The organism is Arthrobacter sp. ISL-28, assembly GCF_018613875.1.
Taxonomy (GTDB): Bacteria; Actinomycetota; Actinomycetes; order Actinomycetales; family Micrococcaceae; genus Arthrobacter.
Window position 1 is genome coordinate 115,893 of record NZ_JAGGPJ010000010.1, and the last position, 23,651, is coordinate 139,543.

The following is a 23,651-nucleotide window of genomic DNA, read 5'->3' on the forward strand; positions in this document are numbered from 1 at the left end:
CACAGCGCGAACAGGCAGCTAATGCCCTCTCAGCACGATTTTGAGGGCATTAGCTGCCTGTTCGCGTTTTCTGTGGTGCCCGACGGCGGACAGGGCTGGCGGGTGTACTCCGCAGGGATGATCTTCTCCGGCGATGTTTCGCTCAGGCAACGGATTTCGTACAGTAGGAAGGCTGAGGATGTCAGCCCCGGCTGCTAATACTTCTCCTAACCAATTCGCGCTCTCTCGCTAAGGACCCGTGAGCATGCTCGCCACCCTCATACGGCGCTACTCCAAGCCCTATATGCCGTACATTCTGGCCGTCATTGTCTTTCAACTGGCATCCACCATCGCCGCCCTCTACTTGCCCAGCCTCAACGCGCAGATTATCGACGAAGGCGTGTCCCGCGGCGACACGGACTTCATTTGGCGTACCGGCGCGGTGATGCTCCTGGTGGCCTTCCTCCAGGTGGGCGCCGCGATCGCCGGCGTGTACTTCGGCTCCAAGACTGCAATGGCGATGGGACGCGACCTGCGCCGGGGTGTTTTCCGGAAGGTGACGAGCTTCTCGGCCAAGGACGTTAATACGTTCGGCGCACCCACCCTGATCACCCGCGGCACCAACGACGTCCAGCAGGTGCAGATGCTGGTGCTGATGGGCCTGAACTTCATGATTTCCACCCCCATCATGTGCATCGGCGGCATCATCATGGCGCTGCGGGAGGACATCAACCTCTCCTGGCTGGTCTGGGTTTCGGTGCCGGTTCTCATCGCGGTCGTCGGCTATATCGTGGTTCGCCTGATGCCGCTCTTCCGCTCCATGCAGAAGAAGATCGACCGCATCAACGAGGTTCTCCGCGAGCAGATCATCGGCATCCGGGTGGTCCGGGCCTTCGTCCGTGAGCCGTACGAGACCGAACGTTTCGGCCAGGCCAACAAGGAACTCACGGACGTTTCCCTCAAGATCGGTGCCCTGTTCGTCCTGATGTTCCCGGCGATCGGCATGATCCTGCACCTGTCCACCGCAGCCGTGCTGTGGTTCGGCGGCCAGCGAGTCGACTCGGGGGACATGCAGGTTGGCGCCCTGACGGCATTCCTGCAGTACCTGCTCCAGATCCTCATGGCAGTCATGATGGGCACGTTCATGGCCATGATGATTCCCCGGGCCTCCGTCTGCGCGGACCGCATCGGCGAGGTGCTCGACGTCGAACCCTCCATCCATGATCCGGAGAGTCCGCAGACACCCGCGAAGCTGGAAGGCGTGGTGGAATACCGCAACGTCACGTTCGCGTATCCGGGCGCGGAAGCCCCCGTTCTCAGCAACGTCAGTTTCACCGCACGGCCGGGGGAGACTGTGGCAATCATCGGCTCCACCGGCGCGGGCAAGACCTCGCTCCTGTCACTTCTGCCCCGCCTCTACGATGTGGCTGACGGGGAGGTGCTGCTCGACGGCGTGTCCGTCAGCAAGCTGGACCGTGCCGAGATCACCAAGCGCGTGGCGCTCGTGCCCCAGCGCCCGTATCTGTTCTCCGGAACCATCGAGCACAACCTGCGCTTCGGCAAAACCGAGGCGACCGACGAGGAACTCTGGGATGCGCTCCAGGTGGCCCAGGGTGACGGCTTTGTGCGGGAAAAGAAGAACGTACTCGCTTCCCGGATCGCCCAGGGCGGCACCAACGTCTCAGGCGGACAGCGGCAGCGCCTGTGCATCGCGAGGGCCCTGGTGACGAAGCCCAAGGTGTACCTCTTCGACGATTCCTTCTCGGCCCTGGACGTGGCGACCGATGCGAGGCTGCGTGCCGCGTTGAAGCGGACCACAGCAGATGCCACGGTGATCATCGTGGCGCAGCGGATTTCCACCATCACCGAGGCGGACCAGATCCTGGTGCTGGACAACGGCCGCATCGTGGACCGCGGAACGCACGAGGAACTGCTGGAAACGTCACCCACATACCAGGAAATCGTCGAGTCCCAGCTGAGCGTGGAGGAAGTGGCATGAGCGCCGACAAGAAGGCCGTTCGCGATCGCACTGCTCCGGAAGACGTACTTCCAGAGGAAACAGCCACGGACTCTGCACTCCTGGACGACGACGACTTCGTCGAGGAGGAGTACAAACCCACCGAGGCCGACGGCGGCATGTTCGGCGCGATGCCGGCCAAGAAACCAGAGCACTTCTGGCCCTCCGCCAAGAGACTCCTGGGCCTGCTCAAGCCCGAGGCGGTGGGCATCTACATTGTGGTGGCCATGGTCATCGTGTCGGTGGTCCTCAACGTCATCGCTCCCAAGGTGCTCGGCCAGGCCATGGACGTCATTTTCGGCGGAGTGGTGGGCAAACAGCTCCCGGCGGGCGTCAGCAAGGAGCAGTTCGTCGACGGCCTGCGGGCGGAGGGCCAGAACAACTTCGCGGACATGATCTCCAAGATGGAGCTGATTCCCGGCACGGGCATCGACTTCCAGAAACTGGCCGTCCTGATTTCCGCGGTGCTGCTCATGTACTTCGTGGCCAACATCTTCCTGTGGCTGCAGGGTTATGTGCTGAACCGCATCGTCATGAAGGTCATCCGCCAGCTGCGCGACGACACCGAAAAGAAGCTCAACCGGCTGCCGCTGAACTACTTCGATACCCGCCAGCGCGGCGACGTCCTCTCCCGTGTGACCAACGACGTCGACAACGTCCAGCAGGCGCTGCAGCAAGCGTTCGCGCAGCTCATCAGTTCGGTCCTGACCGTCCTCGGCATTGTCATCATGATGTTCATCGTCTCGTGGCAGCTGGCCCTGATCGCACTCATCGCACTGCCGCTGTCCGGGATTGCGGCCGGAATAATCGGCGCGCGCAGCCAGAAACTGTTCGCCGCCCAGTGGAAGAACACCGGCGAGCTGAACGGCCAGATCGAGGAGTCCTTCTCCGGTCACGACCTGGTGCGGGTCTTCGGCCGCGACGCCGACATGCTGGAGCGTTTCGAGGAACGCAATAACGCCCTCTACAAGGCCAGCTTCGGCGCGCAGTTCGTCTCCGGCATCATCTTCCCGGTCATGCAGTTCGTCTCCTACCTCAGCTACGTGGGCATCGCCGTTGTGGGCGGACTGCGGGTGGCATCCGGCGGCATGAGCCTGGGTGACGCGACCGCGTTCATCCAGTACTCACGTGAGTTCACGCAGCCGCTGGGCCAGATGGCGGGCATGGCCAACATGCTGCAGTCCGGGGTGGCGTCGGCGGAGCGCGTGTTCGAGTTCCTGGACGCGGACGAGCAGGACGCCGAGACGGCCACCCGGCACCTCCCGGCCAAGACGGACGGCCACGTGGAGTTCCGCGACGTCAGCTTTAGCTACACCGAGGACAAGCCGCTGATCGAGAACCTGTCCTTCACGGCCGAACCTGGACACACTGTGGCCATCGTCGGGCCCACGGGCGCCGGCAAGACCACCCTGGTGAACCTTGTGATGCGGTTCTACGAGCTCAACTCCGGTTCCATCACGCTGGACGGGGTCGACGTCACGCAGCTGAGCCGGGCCGAACTCCGCTCCAAGGTGGGCATGGTGCTGCAGGATGCCTGGTTGTTCGGCGGTTCCATTTACGACAACATCAGGTACGGAAAGCTGGACGCCACCGAGGAACAGGTCATGGCAGCGGCCAGGGCCACGTTCGTGGACCGCTTCGTGCGTGCGCTTCCGGACGGCTATGACACGGTCATCGACGAGGAAGGAAACAATGTCAGCGCGGGTGAGAAGCAGCTGATTACCATTGCCCGGGCGTTCGTGGCCAACCCGTCGCTGCTGATCCTGGACGAGGCAACGAGCTCGGTGGATACCCGCACCGAACTCCTGGTCCAGAAGGCGATGGCCGCGCTGCGGACGGACCGGACCAGCTTCGTGATCGCCCACCGTCTCTCCACCGTCCGCGACGCCGATACCATTCTGGTCATGGAGAACGGAAAGATCGTGGAGCAAGGCAATCACCGGGCCCTCCTGGCCGAGGAAGGTGCCTACTACCGGCTGTACATGTCCCAGTTCGCGGGTGCGGATGTCGAGGAAGCCTCGGTGGACGACTCGACGGCGGTGCACAGCTGACCGCGCGCGGGGCCGGCACCGTCGATTCCCGGCGCATCGAGGTGCTCGTGCCGATGCGCTGGGGCGATATGGACGCCTACGGTCACATTAACAACGTCCAGATTGTCCGCATGCTGGAGGAAGCGCGCATCGCGGCATTCGGTCCGCCGCGCGGCGCCGGACTGCCCGGAGTGGAACCGCACGTCTCCCTGTTCAATGACGTTGCGGAGGGCACCATGGCCCTCGTGGTGGATCACCGCATCCGGTATGTGCGGACCTTGGAGTACCGCAATGTTCCCGCCGTGGTCCAGCTGTGGATTGGCACGGTCAAGGGAGCCAGTTTCGACATCCACTACCTTGTGCAGGATCCCGTTACTCGCGAGGATTGTGTGAAGGCCGCGAGCCACCTCGCTTTCGTCGATGAAGCCACCGGGAGGGTCCTGAGGCTGACGCCTGAGCAGAAGGAACGGCTGGAGCCCTTCACCGAACACTAGCCCTTTCCACAACGAGGAGCCGCAGTGAAAAAGAAGAAGAAGTCCTGGAAGGAACTCCCGCCGGCCGCCAAGTTTGGAACGGTGATTGTGGGTGCCGCGCAGCTGGCATTCCTTGTGGCCGCCCAGCGCGATATTTCCCGCCGTCCAGCCGAGCAGATCCGCGGTTCAAAGACGCTCTGGCGGATGGTCACGCTAGTCAATTTCATTGGCCCAAGCAGCTACTTTGCGTTTGGCCGGAAGCGGCTGCCCCGGCCTACCGCTAAGTAGCATTTGTGAAGGGCGTGGTGCTGGCCTCCAGCTTTAGCCTGTAAATTTGGAAGCATGACCCCCGCGCCAAAGCCTGCAATGCACCGTGCCCTCGGCATCTCCAAAGAGATCGAAGACGCCGCGTGGTTTGTGCTCGGGGCGGGTCTCCAAGGCAAGCCGTCGGCCCTTGACAGTCGCACCCAGACGTGGACGGCCGATGCAGCGGCGGAATTGCTGGAACGTCTGGAGCGCGGGGCGGCTGACAGCAAGGCGCCCATGATGACCAACCTGCGGCACAACCTCGCGGACGCTTCCCGGGCAGCGAAACAGCTGGCCGTGGAGCTGCTGTTCCTGCAGTCACTGCCGCTGGCGCACGAGGTAAAGTCCCTCAAGGTCAAGCGGGCCCGCGTGGCGGAGGCGGCGTCCTGGCTGGAGCCGCCGCTGGAGCTCCCCACCGAGCTGTACAAGGGGATGACGGATCACGGCGTCATCAGGGACCGGACCGCGGAGTTCAACTGGACCATCTGGGACCACTTGAAGTGGCTGTGCAGGTTTGTGCAGCACGTTGACCAGCAGTCCACAGCCGCCATCAACAAGGCGCTGAAGGACCCGCTGGCCTTCCACCTGCTCGCCGCCGGGACACCCGACGACCAGCCCGCCATCCGGCGCAGCATCGAATACCTTGCCTGGCCCAGTTTCTTCGAGCCCGTCGTGGCGGACGTTGAACGCCGGGAAATCAGGGATGCCTTCGCATCATTGGTGGGCGGCGCCAAAGGCGACAGCGACGAAGAAATCACCGCGGACATCCGCCGCATCCGCCTGCACCTCGACGAGCAGGCCGGCACACGCATTGACTGGTACTCCCGCCAGCTCGTGAGCCAGTGGCGCAAGGTGGGGGACCCCGGCCGCCGCGCCTGGCTGCTGCGCACACACCACGACAACGCCGAGCTCCTCGCGGCCTGGCAGGAGGAGGAAAAGGTGACGCTCGACGTCGAACACCTCCGCCTGCTCGACGCCGGCGTCACGGCCGGGCTCGTCCAGCATGCCGTCGACGAGGATTACAAGCACCTCGGATACGTCGAGCGGGAGGACACGAAGACGGCGGTTTTCGCCTTCCTGACCGTTATGAAGCCGGGGGACCTTGCCCTCTGCCACAACTCCGGGGCCGTGCGGATCGGCGTCGTCTTGGGGGAGCCGGACCACAACGCGGACAACCGCCGGATGCGCCGCAAAGTGCGCTGGTTCGATGAAGCCCACCTCGTGACCGACCTTCCGCGGCACGTCCAGCGCCAGCTCGCCACTCCGGGCATCGTCGTCGACGTGACCCGCGTGGTACAGGCGCTGCAGGCGCTGGTGCCTGCTGAAGCGGAAACAGAGCCCGACGGCGGTGCGGAACCTGCCGCCGTCGTCGTCCCCGTCCAGGAGGGGTTCCAGCCGCTGACGCGCGAATTCGCGGACTCGCTGCACATGGATCTGGAGCCGCTGCAGGAGATCGCCGAGCTGCTGGAGGAGAACCGGCAGCTGGTGCTGTATGGTCCGCCCGGAACCGGCAAGACGTATCTCGCCAAGCACCTGGCGGCCGAGCTCGCGCAGGACAGCACCGACGAACGGGTGAAGCTGGTGCAGTTCCACCCGTCGTACGCCTATGAGGACTTCTTCGAGGGCTACCGGCCGGACAAAACGGACGAGGGCCAGGTGTCCTTCAAGCTCGTGGCCGGCCCGCTGCGGCGGCTGGCCGAGGAGGCAGCCAAGCCCGGCAATGAGTCGAAGCCGTACTTCCTGATCATCGATGAGATGAACCGCGCCAACCTGGCCAAGGTGTTCGGGGAGCTGTACTTCCTGCTGGAGTACCGCGACGACCGGATCTATCTGCAGTACAGCCCCAACGAGCCGTTCACGTTGCCGGACAACCTGTACATCATCGGCACCATGAACACGGCGGACCGCTCCATCGCCATGATGGATGCCGCCATCCGCCGCCGCTTCGCCTTCATCGAGCTGCACCCGAAGACCGAACCGGTGAAGGGGTCCCTGCTGCGGTTCCTGCAGGCCAGGCAGCTGGACACCACTCCGGCACTGCTGCTGGATGCCCTCAACGACGCCATTGATGAGTGGGACCGGGACCTCATGATCGGCCCGTCCTACTTCATGAAAAGGGCTGCCCAGACTCCTGCGGGGCTGCGCCGGATCTGGAAATACGAGCTCATGCCCCTGCTCGAGGAGCACTACCACGGGCAGTTGAACCGTGCGCAGCTGGAGGAACGCTTCGGGCTGGAGCAGCTGATGGGACGCCTTGCGACTCGCTAATGCGGCCGGCCCGAGCATCAGCAGCGCGGACTCCGGCCACAGCCGCGTGGGCGCGGCAGCTGGCGCCGCAGCAGGCCCGGCTTTAGGCGCCAGGCCCGGAAGTCCAGCGTCCGATATCCGGCACATCGTGCTGGATGAGCTGTCAGGCGGGGTGGTGGACAAACTGGATACCGCCAGCGCTGCCTTCCTGAATTCCAGCGGACTGGCGAAGGCCTCACCCATGGGCATGGGCCTGTACCGGATCGAGCCGGTCGGCAAGGTGGGTTCCGTGCGGACCCCGCTGGTGCAGCTCGACGTGCGGCCGAAGGGCCGGCTGGGGCTGAGCCGGCTGCTGTTCCTGCTGAGCTATGCCGGCGACCAGGGGTTCCGCGACGATCCCGTGGCCGCAGTGGACGACACCGAGCTGTGGAGTGCGCTGGCAGCGTCGCTCGCCCAGCTCGCCGAACGTGCCCTGCAGCGCGGCGTGCTCCAGGGCTACCTCACCGTGGACGAATCCCTCCGGACGGTCAAGGGCCGCATTCGCATCTCCGACCAGATCTCGCGCCGGCCCGGCATGCTGGTGCCCCTGGAGGTGTCCTATGACGAGTTCACCGAAGACATTGCGGAAAACCGGATCCTGCGTGCCGCACTCGAGCGCATGGCGCGCGTCCCGGGTGTGCGGCCCGATGTCCTCAGCCGCCTGCGGCAGCTTAAGGGAAAGCTCGACGCCGCCACGCGCCTGCAGGCTGGTGCTCCACTGCCGCCGTGGCGGGCCAGCCGGATGAATGCCCGGTATCACTCGGTGCTCAGGCTGTCAGAAGCGATCCTGCGCAATGCCTCGGCCGAGGCAGGAGAGGGAAAACAGCAGACGGCCTCGTTCGTGGTGGACATGAACCTGGTCTTTGAAGACTTCGTAGGCACCGCCCTCCGCCGGGCCATGGCAGCCTTCCCTGGTGAAACGAGGCTGCAATACAATGTCCTGCTCAATGAGGCCGTCCGGGACTCGGACCGGCTGACGGTTCGGCCCGACGCCGTGCACCTGCTGGGCGGACGGCCCGTGGTGGTCTACGACGCGCAATACCGGGCCCGCTCAGACCGCGGGGCCTCGCTCTCGGCCGACCATTTCCAGATGCTGGCCTATTGCACAGCACTGCAGGTGCCCACGGCGTGGCTGATCTACGCCGGCGCCGGAGAAATGAAGCTGAGGCGGATCCTCAACACGGACATCGACATCGTGGAGTTTCCGCTGGATCTTTCGCGACCGCCGTCGGAAATTCTGGCCGCCGTGGCGGATCTCGCCGAGCAGTCCTGGGGAGAAGTGGTGCGTCAGGCGAGGACGCGCCGCACGGACTGACAGAGGCGCTCGACGCTCTGCCAATTCCAGGTCAAGGTGCTGCGGCCATCGGATAGAACAGCCTGCAAAACATTTTCTCGAGACAGACAAGTCTGTCTCGTTGTTGGGTTAGGATGTTAGCAAATGGAAGAATCATCCAGATCCGCTTTATCGAGCGCCGGGATCTTTCCATCCGGCGGGCTTCAGACAAGCCGGCAGGCCGAGGCATCGCCCGGTGACCCCAACGTTCTGGCCCCCGAAGAGGGCGCCAGCGGGATTAGCCCGGAAGAACTTCGCCCCACCTTCGGTATGCCAAAGGGCCCAGCAGCGATCCGGGAACGGATCGTGAATGCGGCCTATGATCTCTTCGCACGCCGAGGCATCCGGGATGTGGGCATCAACGAACTCATCACCCGTTCGGGCGTCGCGAAAGCCACTTTCTACCGCCACTTCGCCTCGAAGGATGAGGTAGTGCTGGCCTTCCTGGAACAGCGCGACCGCGTGTGGACCGTCAATGCAATTGTTGGCGAAGCGCGACGCCGGGCGGACACTCCGGAAGAGCAGCTTCTGGCCATTTTCGACGTATTCGCCGATTGGTTCCGGCGCACCGACTTCGAGGCATGCTCCTTCATCAACGTCCTTCTGGAGATGGGCTCCACCCATCCGCTGGGGCGGGCCAGCATCGACTATCTTGCAAAAATCCGCGGACACGTAAAGCAACTCGCGGATGAAGCCGGTCTGGAGCGAACCGAGGATTTCTCCCGGTCCTGGCACATCCTGATGAAGGGCTCCATCATTTCCGCCGCAGAGGGCGATGTTGAGGCGGCCCGGCGGGCGCGCCAGCTTGCCGGATGGCTGATCGAGCACCATAGGCATTAGTGCTGGTCAGCGACGTGCAGCAGACCAGCTGTATGGAGGCAGGATAGCGGTTGGGGGCTATACTTCAGACTGGATGTAGCGGGCTGAGGGGGCTGCGATGGGTGATGCACGCGTGGGATTGGTCATTGAGGACGACCACGATATCCGCGAACTGGTACGGGTTGTATTGACGCAGGCAGGGTTTGACGTCATCGCCACCAGTACCGGAGCCGAGGGCGTCCTCGCGGCAAAGAATTCGGATCCGGCAGTCATCACGCTGGACCTCGGCCTCCCCGACATTGACGGCTTTGAGGTGGCGCGGCAGATCCGCCAGTTTTCCGACGCCTACATCGTGATGCTCACCGCCCGGGCAGAGGAGCTGGATACTCTCATCGGCCTGGAATCCGGGGCTGATGACTATCTCACCAAGCCTTTCCGGCCCAGGGAACTGCGCGCACGCGTTGCCGCCATGATGCGCCGTCCGCGTTCGACGGCGGAACTCGCCAACGGTGCGGCTGCACCTTCAGGTGCAGCCAACAATGCAAAGAGCTACCGACACAACGGACTGGATCTGAGCTATGACTCCCGGACTGTGGCTGTCGACGGCAACGAACTAAGCCTGACGCGCACGGAGTTCGATCTGCTGTATGCCCTGCTGGAGGCGGGCCGCATGGTCCGAACCAAAGCGGACCTGGTACGCCGGCTGCGGGACGAACCGTACGATGTCGGAAGTTACATCAGCGAGGCAGACGAGCGGTCCGTCGAAGTGCACATGGGCAACCTCCGCAAGAAACTCGGCGATTCCGCCCAGAATCCGCGCTGGCTCCAGACCGTCCGCGGCGTCGGCTACAGGTTGGCTCCCGAACAGAGGTGAGCCGGCGGGAATGCTGGCCTTCCCTGCAGGTTGAGGCCGATTCAATCGGCGGCGAGGAACTGCTCTAGATGTTCCTCCAGGGCCGGTCGATCCCTTAGTTCGCATTCCCACACGGTGAGCACTTCCCAACCTGCGCTTTCGAGCTGCCGGCGCTGGTCGGCGTCGCGGTTCCTCGTCCTGGTTCTCTTGGTTTCCCAGAATTCGGCGTTGGCCTTGGGCGCATGCTGGCCGACCCTGCAGTCGTGAAAGTGCCAGAAACAGCCGTTGATGAAAATGACTTTCCGCCGGCCCGCGAAGACCAGGTCCGGATTTCCCGGCAGTTTAGTGCCGCCTGAGACGCCGTGCAGGCGGTAACGGTAGCCCTTGGCGTGCAGGAGGCTGCGCACCAGCAGCTCGGGTTTGGTGTTCTTGCCCCTGATCCGGGACATGTTCCAGCTGCGGTGCTCAGGTGTCAGCCGGTCCGCCATGATTCAAGTCTAGGCGGCCGGCTGATTGCTATACGTCGCGTTCGAGCTGGTCGCCGAACAAGAAGTGCCGCCCGCTGACGGAACCGGGATCGATCTCGACGTAGAAGTCCTTGAGGGTGGGGACCCATGATGTGAGTCCCAGAGTTTCTGCTTCGGCAATTTCATCGGACTGGTTCAGTACACGGGCAGTACCGCGGAGGACCACGGACCACGCCTGGTCTGAAAGGATGCCATCCGTTTCGAAGAGGACCTTGTCATTGATGGTCAGCTCGGCCAGCTTGTTGCCCGGAGCGGTGCGGAAGTAGAGCTTTCTGCGGCTAGTCACATAGTTGACCGGGAAAATGTCCGGCTCCCCAGTCACGGTGACGACCAGTCGGCCATGCTTCGTGCCCTCCAGGAGCTGCCAGCACTGTTCGTCGTCGAGGATAAGGATGGGGTCGCCGTCGGCGTGGTTGAACATCATGGCTCCATTGTTCTACGCAGCGTAGAAAAACGATAGGGGTTCGCCGCAATTTTCCCAGCAGGCCAGCAGATCTTCCATACCTTAAATTGTCAGACCCCGTTCCTAGTCTGTTCCTGTCGGTTCACCTCGTTCCTGCGGCTGCCTCTCCGGGCGCTCAAACCGCAGGCAAGGGGCCCTGCGTGTCTATTGGGGGCATCAGGGACCGGCACTGCATTCGCCAGGCGTCAGCGTGGCCATTACTTATGGGGTAAACATGTCTACATTCAATCCGCAGGGCTCCGCGCCGGTTCATTCCGCGTCCGGTTCAGCCGCGTTTCCTTTGTCACAGCACGATTCCATGCCGCCTGTCCGCGGCAACGCGTTCGGCATCACGGCGCTGGTTCTCGGCATCGTTGCCGTGGTCTTCTCCTTCATCCCCGTTATGGGGATGGTCGCATTTGTCCTCGGCCCGCTGGCGGTTCTCTTCGGCATCGTCGGAGTCACACGGAAGTTCAGCAAGAAGGGTGCAGCGGTGGCAGGCCTGGTGCTGGGTATTCTCAGCATCGTGATTGCAGCGATTTGGCTCGCGGTCGTAGGTGCTGCCGTGAGCTCGGCGGACCAGACCCTTAATTCCGAGCACACCGTGGAATACGTGGTGACAACCAAAGGCAAGGCCGCTGTGAACTACTGGTCAGACAGCGGGACGTCCACGGAGGACATTGCGGCCAACTGGAAGAAGGCAGTGACAGTCAAGAACTCCGACCTGCTGTCCTTGGTGGTCACGGGCGACTTTGCGAACGCCAGCGCCGCCGTCAGCTGCGAGATTCTGTTCGACGGCAAGTCTATCGCCAAGAACACCGGGTCGGGGCAGGGTGCCATGGCATCCTGCAGCGGTTCGGGCTTCGGTTCCGAATCCAAATAGGCCGACTGCCCTCGGGCCGCGCGGCCCGAGGGGGTCGCGGTAGGTTGAAGCCTATCGGGTAGGAGCAAGGTGGGTGGGAGCACCGCTGTCGGGCGGTGCTCCCACATCCTGAACCCTTTAGCCCGAGGTGAATCCGTGGCGGGAACATTGCGCAGTCCATCCCAGCGGCGTGACCTGCACCTTGAGGCGTCGACGGCACTGGCTGCAGTACCGCGGTGGTTCCATTGCCAGGAATCCTTGACAACGGCGGTGGGCCTTAAGGGCGGCACCGCCGCCGGTTGGCGCAGCGCCGTGGGATGAGCCGCCGTCGTCCGTTGGAGGAATACGGTCGCCTGTATGAATAGGCTCGCGCGACTCACCGCAGTGTCCGCAGAAGGCGTCGACTGCAGCGACTTCGCCGCCGGCACCCGGGCTCGCCGAAATTCCGTTTCGCCCATCCGTGAAAACCGCGTTCACAGCGACTTCTGAAGTTCCTTGATGGGCATGTTCAGCTCGACCAACAGGTTGAGGTCGGCAGTAGCGGGGCGGCCCAGGGTGGTGAGGTAGTTTCCGACGATAATCGCGTTGATCCCGCCCATCAGCCCCTCGCGCGTTCCCAGGTCGCCAAGTGTCAGTTCGCGCCCGCCGGCATAGCGGAGGACGGTGCGCGGCATGGCGAGCCGGAAGGCGGCGATGGCGCGAAGGGCGTCCTTTCCGTCCATGATCTCCTGGTTTTCCAAAGGCGTTCCGGGACGGGGGTTGAGGAAGTTGAGCGGCACTTCGTGTGGTTCCAAGGCGGCGAGCTGGGCGGCAAGTTCTGCCCGCTGTTCCAATGATTCACCCATGCCGATAAGGGCGCCGCAGCACAGTTCCATCCCTGCGTCCTTGACCATGTTGCAGGTCTCGAGACGTTCTTCGTAACTGTGCGTCGTCACCACTTCACTGAAATAACTGCGGGCCGTTTCAAGGTTGTGGTTGTAGCGGTGAACGCCCCATTCCGCCAATTGGTCGACCTGCCGCTGGGTGAGCATGCCGAGTGAGCAGGCGATGTTGATGTCGACAGCTTCGTTGATGCGGTCGATCGCGAACTTGATCTGGTTCATCAGTTTGATGTCGGGACCGCGGACGGCCGCGACGATGCAGAATTCGGTGGCGCCGGTGGCGGCTGTTTCTTTTGCAGCCTTGACCAACTCGGGAATGTCGAGCCACACGCCCCGGACGGGGGAGTCGAATAGGCCGGACTGGCTACAGAAGTGGCAGTCTTCAGGGCAGCCGCCGGTCTTGATCGAGATGATGCCTTCCACCTCGACGTCCTCGCCGCAGTGCCGGAGCCGGACTTCATGTGCCAGCTGAAGGGCGGCCGGAAGTGCTTCATCCGGAAGCTTGAGGACCTCCACCAGTTGACTTTCGGTCAGCCCCACGCCGTCCTCGAGGACTTGTTTCCGGGCGATCTCGAGGATGGCGTAGCTGGTAACAGGAGGGTCTGCCTGAATCGTCATCGATTGTCCTTAGGGCTTGAGTGGCTGGTCCCTTCCGACGCTAGTTCGACGGCAGCGGGGCGATTTTGTCGGATGCCTACAAAGCCCGGGGCGAACGCTTTAATGGCGGCTGCCCGTCCTTGCATCTTCGAACCATCCTGACGTGGGCTCGATTGCGCTAGTTGACCCGGTTGCCGATTCTTAGCCCCGCTTTGCTACCGGCGAGACGGGGAGCTGCTTTTGCCAGCGCCGATCGCACTCAAGTTGCTGGGTTTGGTGTCTTTGACTTTCAGCGAAGGGCAGCAGGTGGTAGAACCAGAGGGTTCGCAAGCTGTGGATAACTCTGAGCCTGAAAGTGTAGCCTCGGCTACCCTTAGACCATTGTTGGGACACAGACGGTCTCGAAACCTATCCGGGGGGATTAGCTGCGCATGACTTCTCGTACACCCATTTCCGGGCGCATGCGCCTGTCCGCTATTTCCTTCCTCGCCGTTTCGGTCCTGGCTCTCAGCGGTTGTGGCAACGGCGAAAATCCGCAGGGTAATCCGAGCTCTGGAACCACATCAACGGCCTCTCAATCTGCGAGCGTCTCGCCGAGCGCCTCGCCAACGCCGAAGCCGACGCCTGTCTATAGGCCTGCCGATGCAAAAGGCAGGGCTCAGAATGTGCCGGTGCCGGTAAAGCCAGCGTTAGCGGATAAGAATTCCAAGGAGGGGCTGGAGGCGTTCGCCAAGTATTGGTACTCGCTCCTGAATTACGCTTTTGAAACTGGTAACCTCGCCCCGGTCAAGTCTGTGACGGATGCTTCATGTGCTATGTGCAGCAAGATCTTTCCAGGGGTGGTGAAGTGGAATTCAAAAGGCAAGTGGGTAGAGGGCGCTGCAATTAAGGTGCATGCGGCTCAGTCGAAATTCGTTGAAACGCTGCCAGGGCAATTCCAGGTCGCCATTCAGTCCCAGCAAGGGGCAGGCGTTCTCCGTAACGCCGATGGTTCAGTGGGCCAGATTGTTACTGACTCGGGAATGCTAGCTGACCTCATGATCGCAAAACATGCCAGTGGTAAATGGCACGCCCTCAATGTAGACCGACTCGGTGGCTGATTCGTGTCTGCCCGGACAACCATCATCATCAGTGCGATGCTTGCCGCACTCACATTCGTGACGCCGCCACATATAGCTCACGCGAGCGAAGGAGACTCTGACCTGTCGTGGACAGCCGATGGGATAGGCGTTTGGCGATATGACCCTAATACTGGCGGCTGGGTGGATATGCCCCAAGCGGTCCCGGAAGACCCGAACGTTTACAAGCTTGAGTATCTCTGTCTAGACGACGAAGAGAACAACTTTGACATCGCCTGCCTTGCCGGAGCTGTCAAGTGCACCGAAGGAAAGGATGGGCGCCCGGTCCGCTGGTATTCCTCGTTAAAAGAATTTCAACCCCCAGTGTGGACCGCGCTCCGCCCAGATCGCTGTGTCTACACTGAGGATCCGAGCGACGTTCTCGGCAGGATCGCCGCGCAGATTCAGCGACAGTTTGAGCAACTGCCTGTGAACGCTGGCACTTCGGGAATCCAGCCCAGTCCCCACACGCTGAGAGGTGCGGAGACCAACTTCTACGCCGAAGCTTCTGAGCAGTCTTTCAACGTGAACATGCTCGGGCAAAAAGTCGCGATTATCGCCAAGCCAGTCCAATACCGCTGGGACTATGGTGACGGGAGTTCGCTCGGCCCCACGACCACGATGGGCGGGCCGTTGCCACAGGATCGCTGGGGCGAGAAGACGCGCACGAGTCATGCTTATGCAGAAACGGGCGACTTCAATGTCGTTCTGACCACTTACTTCCAGGGAACCTACTCAGTAAATGGCGGCCCCGCCCTCCCCATCCCCAACGAGGGGCAGTTCAGTTCAACGCCCCAAACAGTGAGCGTGTGGAGGTCGGTGACTCGGAATTATGCTGACGACTGCATCACCAACCCGCGTGGACAAGGCTGCCCCGGCTCGACCGCGACAAAAGACCGGTAACAGTCATGAATCATCGATTCCCTGCCTATTGGCTGGCAAGCCTTTCGACTATCGCTGTTATCGCGGTGTTCCTCGGAGGCTGCAGTGGTGGGCAGAATCTTAAAAGTGGAGAGACTGCCGGGCCGACGAGATCGCAGCCTGCCCCAGCCATCTCCAGCGCCGCTGCTACCCCTCGACCGAGGCCTGAGCACAAGGCCGGAGATGTCAACGGGCGGGCGCAAAACGTGCCACTTCCGATTAGGGCCGAACTGACCGATAGGAACACTAAGGAGGGCTTGGAGGAGTACACGAAGTATTGGTTTTCATTGTTAAGCTACGGGTTTGAAACTGGCGACGTTGCTGCCTCGTCAAAGCAAACATCTCCGTCCTGCGTTTTCTGCAGCGCTCTCAAGAAGAGCATTGCCGCGGGTTATCAAAAAGGTGGATGGCTAGCCGGTGGCCATCTGTCGACTCCTTCAGTGCAGTCAAATTTCAAGATTGGTGCTTCTAGACAGCAGGTCGTCGTTCAAGTCATTCAGGAAGAGACCACCTATTACAGGGCTGATAAATCTGTGGGTCGAAGTCCTGCCCCAGGAAGCAACACCGCTGCTGTGGTGTTGGCGACATATGCTCACGGAAAGTGGAGCATTTCGGATATGCATCCGCTTCGTTGAGGAACGATCAGATTCAAAAATATGCCGTGGGGTGCAGATGCTGGACAGATTGCCGACGCGACCCGTGACCCTCACCACACCCGGAATACTTGCACACGCGTGGCAGTTGGATCGGGTGAACCCAATGCATTCTGAAAGGAACCGCGCATGCTGTTTTCCCCCTTGAGCCTCGGCGAGCTAGAACTTCCCAACCGCCTGGTGATGGCGCCCCTGACCCGCGTCCGGACCGGCAAGGAAGGCATTCCGGGCCCTCTTGTGGTGGAGCACTACCGGCAACGTGCCTCCTTGGGACTGATAGTGAGCGAGGGCACCTACCCCAGCCCCGCCGGCCGCTCCTACCCGGGGCAGCCTGGACTCATCACGCCGGAACAGATTGCCGGATGGAAGACGGTCACCGATGCAGTCCACGCCGAGGGCGGCCGGATGTTCGCCCAGATCATGCACGGCGGCCGCGTCTCCCACGAGGACATCACTGGCGGCCACCAGATCGTCGGCCCCAGCCCGGTAGCCATCGACGGCGAGACCCGCACCTACTCGGGCAAGCAGCCTTACCCCGTGCCGCGCGAGCTTTCGACCGACGAACTTCCCGTAGTCATTCAGGAATTCGTCACAGCATCACGCAATGCGATTGAAGCAGGATTCGACGGCGTTGAGCTGCACTCCGCCAACGGTTACCTACTACACGAATTCCTGGCACCGAACACGAACGTCCGCACCGACAGCTACGGCGGCTCTCCCGAAAACCGGGCCCGCTTTGTCATCGAGGCCGTCAACGCCGTCGTGGAAGCATTGGGAGCGAACCGGGTGAGCATCCGCATCTCGCCGCAGCACAACGTCCAGGGCATCGAAGAGACCGACGCCGCGGACGTCCGGGCCACCTACGAAGTACTCGTGAACTCGATCGCTCCGCTGAACCTGGCCTACCTGAGCATCCTCCATGACGACCCCTCAGGTGAACTGGTCCAGGACCTGCGCGCCCGCTTCAACGGCACCTTCCTCGTCAATACGGGCTTCGGTGCGATCACCAGCCGCGAGGACGCAATTTCCTTGATCACCGACGGGCACGCCGACGCAGTGGTCGTTGGCCGGCCGGCCATCGCCAATCCCGACCTCGCCCGCCGCTGGCGCGAAGGGCTGCCGCTGAACGAGCCCGACCAGGCCACGTTCTACGGCGAAGGAGCAAAGGGCTACACCGACTACCCGGAGTACCAGCCCGCCTAGTCTGCCCGTCAACAAATACCCCATCAGAAGGACCGCCCGGACGCCCGGGCGGTTCTTCTGTTTGGAAGCCGTTGCTCATCTACGGCGGCAGACAACGACGTGAGCCGCCGGGGCATCCCTATAGGATTTGATCATGCAAAAAGCGTCCAACGGCACCCGCGCCGGCAGCCGGCCCGACGATCAGACCGGCGACCGCCGAGGGAGCCGGACGGTCAACCGTCAGGTTCTTGCCGACCACGTGTACGAGGAACTCCTTGCCTCCCTGATGGACGGGCGACTGGAACCGGGTGCGGCCATCAGCATCGATGGAACCGCCCGCGAACTCGATGTTTCACCTACTCCTGTCCGCGAGGCGCTTGCCCGGCTGGAGCATACCGGCATGGTCCGGAGAGTGGCGTTGAAGGGGTATCGCGTTGCCCCCGTCTTTACACGGGAGGACTTCGCCGAGCTCATGGAGGCGCGGCTTGTGATCGAACCCGTTAATGCGCGTTTGGCCTGCGCCCGGCTTACCCCCGAACGGCTCGCAGAACTCGAACAGGCGGTCAGCGACCTCAAATCGGCACCGCGCGGCCCGTCGTTCGCTGAGTACAAGGACTACCTGGAAGCCGACGAGCGCTTCCATCAGCTCATCGCGCAACAGACCGGGAACCAGTTCATGGCTGCCGCTTACGCAGCCCTCGGCGGGCAGGTCCAGCGCTTCCGGCTTTTCGGGGGTGTGGGCATTACCGACGCCGAATATGCCATTGCCGAACATCAGTCGGTCCTGGACGCATTTTCAACCGGTGACCCCGAAAAGGCCGAAGCTGCCATGGCTGACCACGTTCAGAAGGTCCGGGCAAGGGCCATCGCCGACGCCCCTGCTGACTAGCCCGCGCACAGCAAAGTAGGTCGCAGCAGGCGTCGTTTTCAATCGTCAGAACCGTATCTGCTGCCACCTACTTTGGGCTGCCGTCCCAAAAAGTGACTGTCTTCACAAGCCGCCACGTCCCCTATAGGATCTTTGATTAATCCCCGGATGGACTATGTGATTCTTGACAAGCTCTTCGCAGATAGTAGATCCTATAGGAAACAGGATTCACGAAGGAGTGCACAACGTGGCTTACACAGCCGAGAACTGGCCCATCACCGCAGCCCTGCTGCAGTTCCCCGGCACAGACGCCCACGGAACCCACATCAACGACGCCGACGCCTCGGCCTGGGCCGAGGTCCTCACCGAGGTCAAAGAAGCAGGCTTCGCCAATGCCGACCTCACTGACAGCTGGGTCCGCCCCGGTGACCTCAGCAAGGAACGCCTCGCCGAGTTCAAGCAGACGGCTGACAACGTCGGCATCGGCATCCCCGTCATCTCCGCTATCCGCCGCAGCGTGATCGAGGAAGGCAACTGGGAAGCCAACCTCGAGTACAGCCACCGCACCATCGACGCCGCCGCTGAACTGGGCTGCGAAGTCGTCTCCTTCGGCCTGCACCAGGCGATCACTCCCGAGCAGCAGAAGCAGCTCTGGTTTTGGACCGTTGAAGGCTACAAGGATCCGGTGGGGGACAGGGAAGCCTGGGACAACGCCGTCACCCGTCTGCGCGAACTGGGCCGCCACGCGGCAGAGGTCGGCATCCTGCTCTCCCTGGAAATGTACGAGGACACCTACCTCGGCACCGCGGACTCGTCAGTGCAACTGGTCCAGGAGATTGGACTGTCCAACGTCGGCCTGAACCCGGACATCGGAAACCTTATCCGCCTGCACCGCCCCATCGAGGACTGGCGGGAACTGGTGGCCAAGACTATGCCGTACTCCAACTACTGGCACATGAAGAACTACATCCGCGATGAGGACGTGGCCCGCGACATGTACGTGGCTATGCCGTCCCCGATGGAAAGTGGGCTCATTAACTACCGCGAAGCATTCAAAGTGGCGCTCGCAGCCGGCTACCAGGGCATCATCTGCACCGAGCACTACGGCGGCGACGGACTCTCCGTGACGGCCCGGAACCAGGAATACCTCCGCCGCCACGTCCTGCCCAAGAACGACGGCTACGCGCTCGGCAAGAGCCAGGTGGCCCAAGGACGGCAGCAGCCCGTCGCCGTCGAATTCGCCACTTCCTGACGTCTCCGGACATCAGGTTCCACCGGAACCGAAAGTCCGACGGCGGCCGTTAGGCGGCGCTCCGACGGCTGCCTTCCCCGGCTCTCCGGCGCGAAACCCTCCGCCGGACCCCACCAGAACTGATCAACCCAACTCGGATTCAATGAGGAACCATGACCCAGATCTTCGACAATCCCGCTGATTTCGCGGATGAGGCGCTGGACGGCTTTGTGGCTGCCAACCGGGGGTACGTTGCCCGCGTGGACGGCGGCGTCGTCCGCTCAACCGAGATGACCGCAGGCCAAGTGGCGCTCGTGATCGGCGGCGGCTCCGGGCATTACCCTGCGTTTGCCGGGCTCGTAGGGCCGGGCCTTGCGGCCGGTTCGGCTTGCGGCAACATGTTCGCCTCGCCGGCGGCAGGCCAGGTCTACCGTGTGGCCAAGGCCGCGAACGCGGGCGGCGGCGTGCTCCTCAGCTACGGCAACTACGCCGGCGACGTCCTGCACTTCGGCCAGGCACAGCTACGGCTCAACGCGGAGGGCATCGAAACCCGCACCGTGCTGGTCACGGACGACATCGCCAGCGCCCCGCTGGACCAGATCGAGAAGCGCCGCGGCATCGCCGGCGATCTCACGGTCTTCAAGGTCGCCGGCGCCGCCGCCGAGGCCGGGCTGAACCTGGATGAAGTGGAGCGGCTGGCCATCAAGACCAACTACCGCACCCGCTCCCTGGGCGTGGCCTTCGACGGCTGCACCCTCCCGGGTGCCAGCGAACCACTCTTCTCCGTGCCTGCCGGCCAGATGTCACTGGGCCTCGGCATCCACGGTGAGCCGGGCATCTCCGAACACCCCATGCCCACGGCATCGGAGCTCGCGGAACTACTCGTTTCCAGGCTCCTCGCGGACAAGCCGGAGGACGCCGGAGACCGCGTCGTGGCCATCGTCAATGGCCTCGGCACCGTCAAATACGACGAACTCTTCCTCCTCTTCGGCAAGGTCGAGAAACTGCTGAAGTCTGCCGGCCTTACCGTTGTGGCGCCCGAATGCGGCGAGCTGGTCACCAGCCTGGACATGTCCGGGCTCTCCCTCACGCTCCTGTGGCTGGACGATGAGGTCGAGCAGTACTGGGCAGCACCGGCCGACACCCCGGCATACCGCAAGGGCAATCAGGCACCGCGGGCGCGCCGCACGCTGGCGGAGGCAGTCGACGCCGTCGCTGCGGAATCGGAGAATGTCACCGCGGCGTCCGCTGACCTGGGCAGGCTGGCCGCCGCCGTGCTCGCGCAGGTCCGGGACGTCGTCGTCGAGCATGAAGAGGAACTGGGCAACCTGGACGCCATCGCGGGCGACGGCGACCACGGCATCGGCATGCGCCGCGGCGTGGACGCAGCTGCCGCCGCCGGTGAGCAGAATGCAGCGGCCGGAGCGTCTGTTGAACGCGTGCTCACCGCGGCAGGGGAAGCCTGGAGTGAGCGCGCCGGCGGAACCTCCGGTGCGCTGTGGGGCTCCGCGGTGATCGCCGCCGGCCTCGCCCTCGGCAACCGCGATTCCTACCAGGCCGAGGACGCCGCAGCCGCCGTGACCGCGTTCACCAACGCGATCACCGAACTCGGCAAGGCCGAACCGGGGGACAAGACCATGGTGGACGCCCTCCTGCCTTTCCGGGATGCCTTCCGTAAAGCGTCCGACGGCGGTGCCTCCGTGGGCGGCGCCCTCACCGCCGCCGCATCCGCAGCTACCGACGCCGCACGGCGGACGGCGGACCTCCGCCCGCTCAAGGGCCGCGCCCGCCCACTGGCTGAAAAGAGCCTCGGCCACCCCGATCCCGGTGCAGTCTCCTTTGGACTGATCACCGAACGAATCGCCACATACATCGAATCTGAACCGGCCAAACGTGACTTGGCCATGTCCGACATGGCCACAGCGGCCGGAACTGGAGCACAGAATGACTAATACCGAAGGCTGGCGCATCGTCATCGGCAATGATGAAGCTGGCGTCGAATATAAGGAAGCGCTGAAGGCACTGCTTGAAGCGGACAGCCGCGTCGCCTCCGTTGTCGATATCGGCGTCGCCGCCGATGACTCCACGGCATACCCCCACCTTGCCGTCGCTGCCGCCCGCAAGGTGGCCGAAGGCGAAGCAGACCGCGCGCTCCTGATCTGCGGAACCGGCCTCGGCGTTGCCATCGCAGCCAACAAGGTCCCCGGCATCCGTGCCGTCACTGCCCACGACAGCTACTCCGTGGAACGCTCGGTCCTGAGCAACAACGCCCAGGTCCTCACCATGGGCCAGCGCGTGATCGGGCTCGAGCTCGCCAAGAAACTCGTGGGCGAGTGGCTTGACCACCGCTTCGATGAGAACTCATCCTCCGCCGCCAAGGTGGACGCCATCTGCTCCTACGAACCCGACTACATGAAGGTTGACTGACCATGACCGAAATCCCCAACAGCTCACGCAAGATCGCCGTCGTCGGGTCCGGGTACATGGGCGGCGGCATTGCCCAGGTCCTGGCGCTCGGAGGGGCACGCGTTGCCCTGGCCGACGTGTCCGCTGAGGTTGCACAGAAGAACTACGAGCGGCTGCTCGCCGAGTCCGACCAGTTCGTGGCCGACGGCCTGTTCCCCGAAGGCTCCACCGAAATCCTGAAGCAGAACCTCTGGGCCGCGAAGGACATCGAGGAAGCCGTGGCCGACGCCGACTTCATCGAGGAGGCAGTGCCCGAGGTCATCGCCATCAAGCACGAGACGCTGGCCCGCATCAGCTCCGCCGCCCGTCCGGATGCCATCATCGGTTCGAACACCTCCACAATTTCCATCGCGGACCTGTCCCAGCCGGTCACCAACCCGGAGCGCTTCTTGGGGGTGCATTTCTCCAACCCATCGCCGTTCATTCCGGGCGTGGAGATCATCCCTCACGCCGGAACGTCCGCTGAGACCGTGGGCGCCGTCCGTGACCTCGTGCACGCAGCCAACAAGCAGACCGCCGTGGTCAAGGACGTCACCGGCTTCGTGCTGAACCGCCTGCAGTACGCACTGTTCCATGAAGCTGCGCAGTTGGTGGAGCAGGGCATCGCGACGGCCGAAGACGTGGACACCCTGGTCCGCACCACGTTCGGCTTCCGCCTGCCGTTCTTTGGACCCTTCGCCATTGCCGACATGGCCGGTCTGGACGTGTACAACTTCTGCTACAAGTCCCTGCAGACCGACTTCCCGGAGCGCTTCGCCACCCCGAAAATCCTCACCGACCTCGTGGAAGCCGGGAAGCTCGGCACCAAGACGGGCGCGGGCTTCCTCAACGTCCCCGCCCAGCGCACGCCGGAGCTGATCGCCTACCGCAACAAGGCATACGTGGCCATGCAGAAGCTTATCGAAGAGCTCGGCCCGGCCCCGATTAACTAGTCTCCGCCCCGCTAGTCTCCACCCCGCAGGGACCCGGCCCCCTCACGGGCACGGTCCCGCTGCGCCGCGCCCAAAAAGTTCAACACTGAGGAGTTCCTCCATGAGCACTTTCCCGTCAGAACGCACTGTGATCGTCACCGGTGCAGTCTCGGAGCGCGGCATCGGCCGGGCCACCGCCAATTACCTCGCGGAGCAGGGCTGGAACATCGGCATCATTGACCTTGATGACGCTTTGTGCCGGGCAACTGCCAAGGAGATCGCCGGCAAGTACGGTGTGAAGGCCCACGGGGTGGGTGCCAACGTGGGAGACGAGGCGTCCGTTCGCGCGGCGATCGATTCGATCGAGGCGGAGCTGCCGCAGATCGTGGCCCTGGCCAACGTGGCCGGTGTCAGCTCGCCTGTCCCGTACCTTGGGCTCGACGCCGCCGAATGGGACCGCGTCCTGAGCATCAACCTCAACGGTGTCCACTACGCCACGCAGCGCGTCGCGGAATCCATGGTCAAGAACCGGATCGGGCGCATCGTGAACATCTCCTCCGTCTCCGCCCAGCGCGGCGGCGGCACCTTCTCCAAGACGCCCTACTCCGTGGCCAAGGCCGGCGTTATCGGCCTGACCCGCTCGACTGCCCGCGAACTGGGGGAGTACGACATCACGGTCAACGCCATCTCCCCGGGCCCCATCGACACCGACATCATGGGCGGCACCCTCAGCCAGGAACGCAAGGACGAACTCACCAAGGACCTCGTGGTCAACCGCGTCGGAACCACCCGCGACATCGCAGCAGCCATCGCCTTCCTCATCAGCGAGGACGCCGGGTACATCTCCGGCCAGACGCTGAATGTCGACGGCGGACTCTACATGCACTAGGAAGGAC

Annotated in this window: 22 protein-coding genes; 19 read left to right on the forward strand and 3 right to left on the reverse strand. The window is 63.2% G+C overall.

All coding sequences use genetic code 11. The features are described 5' to 3' along the window. Nucleotides 1–244: 244 nt before the first annotated feature. From J7E80_RS08500 to J7E80_RS08535, 8 genes are all read left to right on the forward strand, one after another. Entirely contained in the window at nucleotides 245–1,978 is a 1,734-nt protein-coding gene (locus J7E80_RS08500) for an ABC transporter ATP-binding protein (protein ID WP_215051069.1), read from the forward strand. Beyond that, on the forward strand, nucleotides 1,975–4,047 hold the full coding sequence (locus J7E80_RS08505; protein WP_215051030.1) for an ABC transporter ATP-binding protein: 2,073 nt from the start codon (nucleotides 1,975–1,977) through the stop codon (nucleotides 4,045–4,047). The genes J7E80_RS08500 and J7E80_RS08505 overlap by 4 nt, the downstream gene beginning before the upstream one ends. Nucleotides 4,048–4,100: 53 nt before the next feature. Then, a complete protein-coding gene (locus J7E80_RS08510; RefSeq protein ID WP_215051031.1) occupies nucleotides 4,101–4,520 on the forward strand; it encodes a thioesterase family protein in 420 nt (139 codons plus the stop codon). A gap of 24 nt (nucleotides 4,521–4,544) precedes the next feature. Continuing rightward, entirely contained in the window at nucleotides 4,545–4,787 is a 243-nt protein-coding gene (locus J7E80_RS08515; protein WP_215051032.1) for a PLDc N-terminal domain-containing protein, read from the forward strand. Between the two features lie 54 nt (nucleotides 4,788–4,841). After that, nucleotides 4,842–7,073: an McrB family protein gene (locus J7E80_RS08520; protein WP_215051033.1), complete on the forward strand. Its 2,232-nt coding sequence runs from the start codon at nucleotides 4,842–4,844 to the stop codon at nucleotides 7,071–7,073. Between the two features lie 130 nt (nucleotides 7,074–7,203). After that, complete coding sequence (locus J7E80_RS08525) at nucleotides 7,204–8,406, forward strand: McrC family protein (protein WP_215051070.1); 1,203 nt, start codon at nucleotides 7,204–7,206, stop codon at nucleotides 8,404–8,406. Between the two features lie 288 nt (nucleotides 8,407–8,694). Further along, on the forward strand, nucleotides 8,695–9,264 hold the full coding sequence (locus J7E80_RS08530) for a TetR/AcrR family transcriptional regulator (RefSeq protein WP_215051071.1): 570 nt from the start codon (nucleotides 8,695–8,697) through the stop codon (nucleotides 9,262–9,264). 97 nt (nucleotides 9,265–9,361) lie between these two features. Further along, on the forward strand, nucleotides 9,362–10,117 hold the full coding sequence (locus J7E80_RS08535) for a response regulator transcription factor (RefSeq protein ID WP_215051034.1): 756 nt from the start codon (nucleotides 9,362–9,364) through the stop codon (nucleotides 10,115–10,117). Between the two features lie 41 nt (nucleotides 10,118–10,158). Here the strand turns inward: J7E80_RS08535 and J7E80_RS08540 are convergent, their stop codons facing one another. Together J7E80_RS08540 and J7E80_RS08545 are read right to left on the reverse strand one after the other, a co-directional pair. Next, nucleotides 10,159–10,584, reverse strand: a complete 426-nt coding sequence (locus J7E80_RS08540; RefSeq protein WP_215051035.1) for a very short patch repair endonuclease — start codon at nucleotides 10,582–10,584, stop codon at nucleotides 10,159–10,161. A 28-nt stretch (nucleotides 10,585–10,612) separates the two neighbouring features. Further along, on the reverse strand, nucleotides 10,613–11,047 hold the full coding sequence (locus tag J7E80_RS08545) for a pyridoxamine 5'-phosphate oxidase family protein (protein WP_215051036.1): 435 nt from the start codon (nucleotides 11,045–11,047) through the stop codon (nucleotides 10,613–10,615). Nucleotides 11,048–11,384: 337 nt separating this feature from the next. Between J7E80_RS08545 and J7E80_RS08550 the strand changes: the two genes are divergently transcribed. Beyond that, on the forward strand, nucleotides 11,385–11,948 hold the full coding sequence (locus tag J7E80_RS08550) for a hypothetical protein (protein ID WP_215051037.1): 564 nt from the start codon (nucleotides 11,385–11,387) through the stop codon (nucleotides 11,946–11,948). Nucleotides 11,949–12,400: 452 nt separating this feature from the next. Here the strand turns inward: J7E80_RS08550 and bioB are convergent, their stop codons facing one another. Next, nucleotides 12,401–13,426 carry a biotin synthase BioB gene (gene bioB / locus J7E80_RS08555; protein ID WP_215051038.1) on the reverse strand — a complete coding sequence of 342 codons (1,026 nt, stop codon included), beginning with the start codon at nucleotides 13,424–13,426 and terminating at the stop codon, nucleotides 12,401–12,403. 410 nt (nucleotides 13,427–13,836) lie between these two features. On the opposite strand from bioB, the gene J7E80_RS08560 reads away from it, so the two are divergent. The 10 genes from J7E80_RS08560 (at nucleotide 13,837) to J7E80_RS08605 (ending at nucleotide 23,644) form a co-directional block, all read left to right on the forward strand. Further along, complete coding sequence (locus J7E80_RS08560; RefSeq protein WP_215051039.1) at nucleotides 13,837–14,505, forward strand: DUF6318 family protein; 669 nt, start codon at nucleotides 13,837–13,839, stop codon at nucleotides 14,503–14,505. Nucleotides 14,506–14,541: 36 nt separating this feature from the next. Next, the gene (locus J7E80_RS23750) at nucleotides 14,542–15,426 is read left to right on the forward strand and encodes a hypothetical protein (protein WP_251036636.1); all 885 of its coding nucleotides are present in this window, start codon (nucleotides 14,542–14,544) and stop codon (nucleotides 15,424–15,426) included. A 5-nt stretch (nucleotides 15,427–15,431) separates the two neighbouring features. Then, entirely contained in the window at nucleotides 15,432–16,079 is a 648-nt protein-coding gene (locus J7E80_RS23755) for a DUF6318 family protein (protein ID WP_251036637.1), read from the forward strand. Nucleotides 16,080–16,226: 147 nt separating this feature from the next. Beyond that, on the forward strand, nucleotides 16,227–17,300 hold the full coding sequence (locus J7E80_RS08575) for an alkene reductase (protein ID WP_215051041.1): 1,074 nt from the start codon (nucleotides 16,227–16,229) through the stop codon (nucleotides 17,298–17,300). A 133-nt stretch (nucleotides 17,301–17,433) separates the two neighbouring features. Beyond that, complete coding sequence (locus J7E80_RS08580; RefSeq protein WP_215051042.1) at nucleotides 17,434–18,168, forward strand: GntR family transcriptional regulator; 735 nt, start codon at nucleotides 17,434–17,436, stop codon at nucleotides 18,166–18,168. Nucleotides 18,169–18,394: 226 nt separating this feature from the next. Then, a complete protein-coding gene (locus tag J7E80_RS08585; RefSeq protein WP_215051043.1) occupies nucleotides 18,395–19,399 on the forward strand; it encodes a sugar phosphate isomerase/epimerase in 1,005 nt (334 codons plus the stop codon). Nucleotides 19,400–19,551: 152 nt separating this feature from the next. After that, nucleotides 19,552–21,330, forward strand: coding sequence for a dihydroxyacetone kinase subunit DhaL (gene dhaL / locus J7E80_RS08590; protein ID WP_215051044.1), 1,779 nt, complete (start codon nucleotides 19,552–19,554; stop codon nucleotides 21,328–21,330). Continuing rightward, entirely contained in the window at nucleotides 21,323–21,805 is a 483-nt protein-coding gene (locus J7E80_RS08595) for a ribose-5-phosphate isomerase (protein WP_215051045.1), read from the forward strand. Before dhaL ends, J7E80_RS08595 begins: the two co-directional genes overlap by 8 nt. A 2-nt stretch (nucleotides 21,806–21,807) precedes the next feature. Next, on the forward strand, nucleotides 21,808–22,776 hold the full coding sequence (locus tag J7E80_RS08600) for a 3-hydroxyacyl-CoA dehydrogenase family protein (RefSeq protein ID WP_215051046.1): 969 nt from the start codon (nucleotides 21,808–21,810) through the stop codon (nucleotides 22,774–22,776). 100 nt (nucleotides 22,777–22,876) lie between these two features. Next, on the forward strand, nucleotides 22,877–23,644 hold the full coding sequence (locus J7E80_RS08605) for an SDR family NAD(P)-dependent oxidoreductase (protein WP_215051047.1): 768 nt from the start codon (nucleotides 22,877–22,879) through the stop codon (nucleotides 23,642–23,644). Nucleotides 23,645–23,651: the final 7 nt, after the last annotated feature.